Origin of the sequence: Segatella hominis (genome assembly GCF_004535825.1) — a bacterium.
GTDB classification, from domain to species: domain Bacteria; phylum Bacteroidota; class Bacteroidia; order Bacteroidales; family Bacteroidaceae; genus Prevotella; species Prevotella hominis.
This window is the reverse complement of record NZ_SGVY01000089.1, coordinates 1-7,215: the sequence shown is the minus strand read 5'-3', so window position 1 is coordinate 7,215 and position 7,215 is coordinate 1. Positions and strand designations below refer to the sequence as shown.

General features: G+C 33.8%; 8 protein-coding genes and 5 pseudogenes. All 13 read right to left on the bottom strand.

Going from position 1 to position 7,215, the window contains the following annotated elements; all coding sequences use genetic code 11:
- Positions 1 to 178, bottom strand: a pseudogene (locus EXN75_RS18405) (IS982 family transposase); the annotation flags it as partial.
- A gap of 46 nt (positions 179 to 224) precedes the next feature.
- Positions 225 to 647: a hypothetical protein gene (locus EXN75_RS16770; RefSeq protein WP_134844686.1), complete on the bottom strand. Its 423-nt coding sequence runs from the start codon at positions 645 to 647 to the stop codon at positions 225 to 227.
- Positions 648 to 701: 54 nt separating this feature from the next.
- On the bottom strand, positions 702 to 1,004 hold the full coding sequence (locus tag EXN75_RS16765) for a hypothetical protein (RefSeq protein ID WP_134844685.1): 303 nt from the start codon (positions 1,002 to 1,004) through the stop codon (positions 702 to 704).
- 16 nt (positions 1,005 to 1,020) lie between these two features.
- Positions 1,021 to 1,278, bottom strand: a pseudogene (locus EXN75_RS16760) (FG-GAP repeat domain-containing protein); the annotation flags it as partial.
- 97 nt (positions 1,279 to 1,375) lie between these two features.
- Complete coding sequence (locus EXN75_RS16755) at positions 1,376 to 1,843, bottom strand: hypothetical protein (RefSeq protein ID WP_134844684.1); 468 nt, start codon at positions 1,841 to 1,843, stop codon at positions 1,376 to 1,378.
- Between the two features lie 4 nt (positions 1,844 to 1,847).
- Positions 1,848 to 2,288, bottom strand: a complete 441-nt coding sequence (locus EXN75_RS16750) for a polymorphic toxin type 44 domain-containing protein (protein WP_134844683.1) — start codon at positions 2,286 to 2,288, stop codon at positions 1,848 to 1,850.
- Positions 2,289 to 2,370: 82 nt separating this feature from the next.
- Entirely contained in the window at positions 2,371 to 2,955 is a 585-nt protein-coding gene (locus EXN75_RS16745; RefSeq protein ID WP_118119968.1) for a hypothetical protein, read from the bottom strand.
- Positions 2,945 to 3,538: an alpha/beta hydrolase family protein gene (locus EXN75_RS16740; RefSeq protein ID WP_134844682.1), complete on the bottom strand. Its 594-nt coding sequence runs from the start codon at positions 3,536 to 3,538 to the stop codon at positions 2,945 to 2,947. Before EXN75_RS16740 ends, EXN75_RS16745 begins: the two co-directional genes overlap by 11 nt.
- Before the next feature lie 62 nt (positions 3,539 to 3,600).
- Positions 3,601 to 4,092: pseudogene (locus tag EXN75_RS16735) on the bottom strand (RHS repeat-associated core domain-containing protein); the annotation flags it as partial.
- A gap of 692 nt (positions 4,093 to 4,784) precedes the next feature.
- Positions 4,785 to 5,156 (bottom strand): annotated as a pseudogene (locus EXN75_RS16730) (hypothetical protein); the annotation flags it as partial.
- A gap of 13 nt (positions 5,157 to 5,169) precedes the next feature.
- Positions 5,170 to 5,568 carry a hypothetical protein gene (locus tag EXN75_RS16725; protein ID WP_134844681.1) on the bottom strand — a complete coding sequence of 133 codons (399 nt, stop codon included), beginning with the start codon at positions 5,566 to 5,568 and terminating at the stop codon, positions 5,170 to 5,172.
- A gap of 4 nt (positions 5,569 to 5,572) precedes the next feature.
- A pseudogene (locus EXN75_RS16720) lies at positions 5,573 to 6,412 on the bottom strand (hypothetical protein); the annotation flags it as partial.
- A 159-nt stretch (positions 6,413 to 6,571) separates the two neighbouring features.
- Positions 6,572 to 7,048 carry a hypothetical protein gene (locus EXN75_RS16715; protein ID WP_118119976.1) on the bottom strand — a complete coding sequence of 159 codons (477 nt, stop codon included), beginning with the start codon at positions 7,046 to 7,048 and terminating at the stop codon, positions 6,572 to 6,574.
- Positions 7,049 to 7,215 lie beyond the last annotated feature (167 nt).

Genomic DNA, 7,215 nt, shown 5'->3' with positions numbered 1-7,215 from the left:
ACTCCTGGGCGAGGAATATTTCCTAGCTCATTAACTAAATTTTTGGAGAAATCCTTGCATATCTCAAGAATTTTTACGAAATTTGCATACAAGTTGTGCATAGCGTGAAATATATAACTTTATAATTTGACACTACAAAGTTACTAAAAATCAACGAGATGCACAACTTTTTCTCCATAAAAATATACTAATTTTCAGGCGGTTTTTTAATTCCGCCAACAGGTCTATAATAATCTTTGTACATTTAAAATTGTTTTCTTTTCTGCATCATAAATTACAGGTATCACGTCCCAGGTTATATAGATTATCTTGTCTGACAGTTTTGTCTTTACATCATTTTTTGTATAATATAAGTAAATATCTTCGCTATGTATCTTCGTTATATTATTACGGTAATCACATATGTATATTTGTCCATTTTTAGGTACCATATAAAATATAGGCAATTCACCGTAATGCCCAAATTCTATTTTGTTTTTAAAACTAAATATATTTTTGCTTATTTTTAGTTCTCCATTTGTGATATTCTTCTCATTTATTAATAAAAACAAATTATAACTATTATAATAGTATAATCGTGTTTTACCAAAAAAATATTGTAATAAAACTGAGATAATGACAATAATTATAAATATTACTTTTTTCATATTGATTTTTCGATTTTATAATTATGAGGATGGGATTCCCATCCTCATAAAACTTTAATGACTAAACAAAGAAGAAAATAATGCGGCAAAATTGATAATTTTATCACGACCATGCTTAGGCAATGAATGTCTTCCTAACATATACCCATATTTTTCAGCATTTTTAGTTGAAAATCCCTCATGCTGAATAACATGAATAGAGCGTGACTGATACATATCAAAAGCATTTTCTACATCTGACCATTTCAGCCCCGATGCACCAACTTTATCATTAGTGTCTATAATACTACCTATAGCCCAACTTCCTTTTCCGTTATTAGCATCGCTATTGTAAAAAGAAGAAATGACAGGAGTCATACCAATAGACTTTCTTCTTATTGTATCCACCTGTCGTCTCAACCGATGACATCACCCAGCGACGTCCCGGCAAATCGTAACTTGGAGTTGTCTGTTCATAGTTGATATTGATATGTCCACCGAAAGGAAGCGTCACAGAGCGGAGCATGTTTGTTCTTCCCGTAAGGTTGCGGTAGACTATGAGCCGCCTCCCTCCGTCAACGACGACGATATCTGGATGTCCGTCACCGTCAATGTCCCTCATCGCGGCCTCGGTATAGCTGACGCCGTCAGAAGCAAATCCTCCTTGAATGTAATCTTGCATTTCAGAAACCACACGAATATCTTTTTTATTCAGACACACCCTCCAATTTATTATTGTAAATAGGTTGCTAGATTGTTACATTATAGTTCTTTACATACCAATCATTTCCGATATATTTATACTCATGTTTATGCTCATCGAAAAGATATACTTTGTCATTGTAATTTTTATTTATTCTTATATAGTCTATACCATTACATATGACTCTTATTATTTTACCGTAGTCTATGCGACAATATAATAGCTTTAGCCGTTTATAAGCCCTAATCAGCTTAATTATCTCTTTGTCTTTTAAAATATAGTTCCTTGGCTTTTTTATTATTTTTAAATTACTGTCTACAAAAACAAGACCGCTTTCTTTTGCCCTAAATAACTCAAATATTATAACTTCAGAATCTCTATTATAGATTAAGACTCCATCAAAATTACGATAATCATAGTTTATTATTTGACTACTATATCTGACTTCGGAAGTACAGTCGCCAAAGGCGAAAAGGACCATAAATGGAAGCAATATCTTTATCTTAGAATTCATATTATTACTTTCTTCTTATTTTGTCATAAAATTTTCCTATTAATTTCCTCGCTGCACCTTTCCTATAAGTTGGCACATTTATCTCATAGGCTATAAAACCTACTTTTGGTCCTTTATGAGAATAGAAATATCCTTTTTCAATGGAGTATTGATCATCAGAAGAATCCAACTGGGGCTTGTAACCATTCTGTGCGGAATTTACAAGACTATTAATGTGACCACCTATTTTTAACATTGATAATGCTACACCAAGTTGACGACCACTAAATCCATATAAAAAGTTACCAAAATTAAATTGATTATGAGCAACATTGTCTCCCTCTGGAAGGAAGTAAACTAGGGAAGGGGCTACAGCATCTCCAGAAGCACCATATCTTTGATAGTCTTCTAATAAAGGACCAACAGAAAAATCAAGAGAGCCACCTCCTACAGCTTGTGTTGCCATAAAATCTATAATTGTTTTATTATCACCAATATATTTTTCTAATATACAATAATCAGAATATGTATTATAATTATCTGATACATCACATCTTTATTGTATATATGATATTATGATTTAGTTCATATTGGACAAGCCCCAATGACTTATTCCAAACAATAGACTTTACTTCAAGATGAGGCTGATCACCTAAATTATTATTCATGTTGTTTGAATTAATCACAAGGCAACTATCTAATTTACATCCATGTATCTGATATTGAGAAAATTGGACATTTTCATATGAAGTGCTTTTTTCACCAAATATTATGCTATAACGTAGAGGATCTGTATTTTTATTTCTTCGAATATAAAATCCTACGACAAATGATGTACCGGAATGTCTTAATTTCATCTCAACATATGCATTCCCATGAAATTCATGGGAGCCATTATACCATCTAACTCCTTCTGGGTCAAATACAAAGGTATTCCTTGGGTTTGAAACTCGCATTGAAATTATTGTTAACGTATCCACCCCCTTGTTTGATGTGAACACAAGTGTATCTGTATCATGGTAATGGTCAATCCATGATAAGTCATCTTTAGTTAGTTGAACCTTGTGTACATAAGGTAAACCACACGATGTTAACAGAACAAGAAAAGAAAATACAAATAGTTTATTCGTCATGATCCTTATAAAAATAGTTGTAGAAATCATCAATTGTATGAGTTGCACCAGTACCAAGTTGAATGTAATTTATAGCACCTGGTATATCTACATTAGTATTTGACTGGAAATTATGTAACATGTCCCCACCATAATAAACGTCTTTTCCCCAAATAGTAAATAATTTCGTTCCTAATGCGATATTATTGGTAATATGACTAGGATTCCCTAATAAATCATCACTTGTTACAGCTGCTGGATTGAATGTAATTGCATCAAAACCAGTTGCCATACTTGCTGCTGCCGCCTCTCCACCACCAAGAGAATGACCAACAAATGTAAAATCTACATTATTGCCATACTTTTCTTTCAATATACTTGATAATATCTCTGCGTTTGCAACTGCCATTTTGTACTGATTTGGGCTTCCTCCATAGTATTGGTCTATGTCGTCAACAACATCACTCCAATCGTCTGTACCAGCAAAAGCATAAACAAATTCTACATGTCCATGATTTGTTCTTTTATATAATTGCGCTTTATAACCATTATCAGATTTACTATTTAACAATACATCATTAATGTTTTTCGTAATTTTATCCACTCCTTTTACAATTTTCCACCCGGAAGCTCGTAGGTCTTTCCGAGTTGTAGTAGCATCATCGCACCGTACGCACCCTTCATTGTTGGTACGCCATGTGCAATGCCCTGCTGCTTGTAATACGCCTCTTTCTGCTTCTGAATCTGATTCATACGTTCAGCATAGTCCTGCTGACCAGCTGTTACGTATGAGCCGTTGCGTCCGTAAACGTTGTTAAACAGGCCTGTACCGATACGGCTGGCGATACGTTTGTCACCAATGAAGTAATGCTTTGTGAAGCGATTCTTGTTGATGCTGATTATCGAAGCAGGGTAGAGCGTGAAGTTATCCGTCTCGTGGAACGTGATTCCCTGTGGTGCACCATTGATATACACACCCTCCATCGTACCGTAACTCTTCATGATACGTTCACCGGCAGCGTTGTAAGTGTAACGGCTTGTCTTACCGTTGTCAGAGAGAACCATCAACCGATTATCCTCATCCCAGTACATCTCACGGGTAGTATTCGTAGAGTCGTTCGTTACCAGTGTTGGATTACCGTTGGCATCATGCGTGTAATCTTCTTCAAAAACCTCTTTATAAAAACTATTACGTCATTTTATAATGTAATCACTGTAAAAGAGTAGACAATTCTCCGCATAGCCTACTATGTATCTCATTGGTTACTTTTGATATTACGGTTTCTTATTGGTGGAGCATGAAACTCAACTCTCCTTTTCAATAGGATAGTATCAGGTCTTTCTGATATTTTTGTTATAGTTCCATTATCCTTAATCCGGTATGCAGAAGCTTCCTTCAGGAAAAATGCAATATTATCGTTACATTTATCAATATTCGTTTTGTTTTTATTATAAGTCTTTAGAATATTCGATTGTTCATAAAGAAAGCCAGAAGATGACTGGATAAATATTAGCTTATCCTTATAATACTGCAATTGGGAAGGATATAATCTATATTTTGAAGGTAAACAATACAAAGATGGACCAAGTAAGATTACATTATTACGTTTATATCCATTTCTCCAATTGTATTCAAAGTCTGTAATAAAAATCAAAGATTTATATTTAGGATGGCGCTTTGCGTATTCATCAACTACAGATTTTACTTGACTACTGACTTGATTGTTCATATTACCTTGTACATTTTGTTCTGGTCTGCATGCCGTTAAATTTATGACAAAAAACGATGCCAATACGTATAGAAATAGTCTCATATTCATTCTTTTAATGACCATGTATTTTTTGCAACAATCAGAGAGTACCATCAGGCGGTTATCCTCATCCCAGTGCATCTCTCGGGTAGTATTCGTCGAATCGTTCGTTACCAGCGTTGGATTACCGTTGGCATCATACGTGTAATGATCGTGACCAATCTGCGTTGGAGCCGTCGGGTGGTTACTGTCCTCATACTTATAAGCAAAGTTATAAGACTTGGCAGTTGTCGTTGAGTCCACCTTCTGTACCTTAGTGAGCGGTTCACTCATCCGTCCGAACGACATTACCATGTCATACGATGCACGCTTGGCCTTACCACTGGCATACACCAAACGATTTAAATCATCGTAGGTATAGCTGTGTTTGAACATACCACCGAGCTTGGAAGGATTCCCTTTTGATAGCGATTGTGTATCCATCTTAATCTGAATTATTTTCCTCTATAGAGGGAGGAGATGGTAAATAAACCAAGGTATCTTTGAAATGTTTATTTTTTATTATTATCATTTTGTTACTAATTCTTGTTACTGCATATCCTATTCCGCCTATATTTAGAATAGAATCATCAATTACTGACCATTTCTCAACAAGCATAACATCACCTCCATTATATTTTTTCATAGTGTTACTTCTATATGGTCTTATAAAAACAGACCATTTTCCACTTCTGTCAAAATAATAAATTGTCTGAGATTTGCTCTCATCTGATAATTTTAACCAATATTTGCAATCTTGACCTGCAACAAGTACCTGTAATTCTCTTTTTTTACATGATGACAACATGAGTATTGTTAAAATGCACACTAAATATTTTGTCATGTTCTCACTGTTGATTAATTTTAATATTAAATCCTGCAGTATCACTTGAATATCGACTAAAAGATAAACTAAAGCCACTTCCCTTTATTGCCTTATTTGCTTTTTCTATAAGTGTAAATACTCGTTTATCATTATTTGCTTTTTCTATAAGTGTAAATACTCGTTTATCATTTACACCATCTTCAATAATAGCATCTTTAAGATAAGAAGCCATTGGGTTAAGTACAGCTTCTTTGAAATCACTTGTTGTTTTGCTAAAAGAAGCATGCTCCAATTGTGCAGAATACACTTTTGCATGTTCAAAATTTGTAATATTTTTAAAACCATATTTCCCCTTTTTATGGGTATTCTCATGAACTAATGTATTCACTAAATTATATGTATTTGATAATAAGCTTGATATTTTATTCTTATACTTATTGACAAATATGTTATTCCCCTGATTAAAAGCTAATACTTTTGAATTATTATTCACTGAAAGCCCAACTGTGCCGATTGGATTATTTCCTATAGGGTTGCCTCCTTTTGCATAGTATGAAATTCCTATTTGGGCTGCATAATGGCCAATGATATTTGCAACAGTTTGTCTATTAGCCTTATTCCCTAAATCCAATCTTGTGATAAGAATAGGTTTTCCACTAACCATAACGTATATATTATTGGTTTGTCCACTATTTTTTACAAGGATTCCCCCAAAATTAAAAAAATCATCCCTACCATCAGGATCAACTAGCTTTATAGGATTACCATGACAATAAATATATGCTCCTATATTTGGATACTTTTCCATCATCGGGTCTACTCCATACCAAATACTCGTAATAGGATTCATATACCTCGCCCCATCTTAGGGTCGAGACATATCCCCAAAAGGTCTTCAACAGGTATAGGCCTTCACTCCCATCCCTTTTTATCTGTTTTATGTCACCAACTTCATGTGAAATTCTCTAAACCACCAGTCGAAATATAGTTCTTTACTATCAAACACTTCAGAATCAAAATATTAGTTCCACTCTAAGGGTTCAATAGAACCATATACTTTTTTACCATGACTTACACTAAATGTATATCTTCCTTGATCACAACCTCCACTAAAATTCCAATATTTATCATTAATATATGGAGCACAAGGGTCATCATCTTCAAAAGTTGATTTTATTGATTGCATTTTATATTTCTTTGTAACCTTATTATATATAATAGGAAAATAAGGACTTAAATATATAATATTAGAATCAACAGATAAGAAAAAATCTATACCTAAATATCCACCATTATATGGTGCTTGGTAAAAGATGGAATCACCACCATCCCCTAAAACCAATACATCACATGTATCTTTCTCTAAGACTTGAAAAGTAAAATCTATCTCTTTACAGTGATAAGTATATACACCAGAATGACGGCGACACCGTACTATGACATACGAAATTACCATCAAAAAAAATATCACAACTACAATATATCTTTTACTACACATTTTTCAATCTTGTTTATGAGCAGATATTATGGTGTACGAAATCCCATTCAGCAAGGAATATTGGATCAATCCTTTTTCTTTATCCCATATCACACCCTTTAGGCCAATGTGAGGTTGATCTCCTTTATTTCGTTCCATTTTCTTGATATCCATGCTAATACAATTTT